Origin of the sequence: Desertibacillus haloalkaliphilus (assembly GCF_019039105.1) — a bacterium.
In the GTDB taxonomy this organism is placed as follows: domain Bacteria; phylum Bacillota; class Bacilli; order Bacillales; family KJ1-10-99; genus Desertibacillus; species Desertibacillus haloalkaliphilus.
In genome coordinates this window covers 1-490 of the sequence record NZ_JAHPIV010000082.1, presented here as the reverse complement: position 1 = coordinate 490, position 490 = coordinate 1, and the positions used below count along the sequence as shown (strand labels likewise).

General features: G+C 50.8%; 1 protein-coding gene. It reads left to right on the top strand.

Features of this window, described 5'->3' with window-relative positions; all coding sequences use genetic code 11:
• Window positions 1–490: hypothetical protein (locus tag KH400_RS29645; RefSeq protein WP_217227955.1), on the top strand; the 490-nt coding region annotated here is incomplete at both ends.

The window sequence follows — 490 nt, the reverse complement described above, 5'->3', positions numbered from 1 at the left end:
AGAGGAAGAGGGGGAGAAGAGAAAGGAAGAAGGAGGGAGGAAGAGGAGGAGGGAGAGAAGGAAAAGGAGAGGAAGAGAAGGGAGAAGGAAAAAGGGGGAGGGAGAAGGAGGGGAGGAGAAAAAAGAGGGGAGAGAAGAAGAAAGGAAGGAGAAAGGAGAAGAGAGAAAAAAGGAAGAGAGAGAGGAAGGAGAGGAAAGGAGAAAGAGAAAAGAAAAAGGGAAAGAAGGAAAAGAAAGAGAGGAGGGGAGAAGGGGAGAAAAGGGAAAGGGGAGGAGAAGAGGAAAGAGAAAAGGGAGAGAGGAAGAAAGAGGGAAAGGGGGGAGGAGGAGAAGAAAAAAGAAGGGGGGGAGGGGAAAAGAAAAAGAAGGGGAAAAGGAAAGGAGAAGGGGGGAAAGGAGAGGAGGGGAGGGGAGGGGGAAAGAGGGAAGAAGGAGAGGAGAAAGAGAAGGAGGAAGAAAGAGGAGAAGGAGGGGGAAGGAGGAGGGGGAA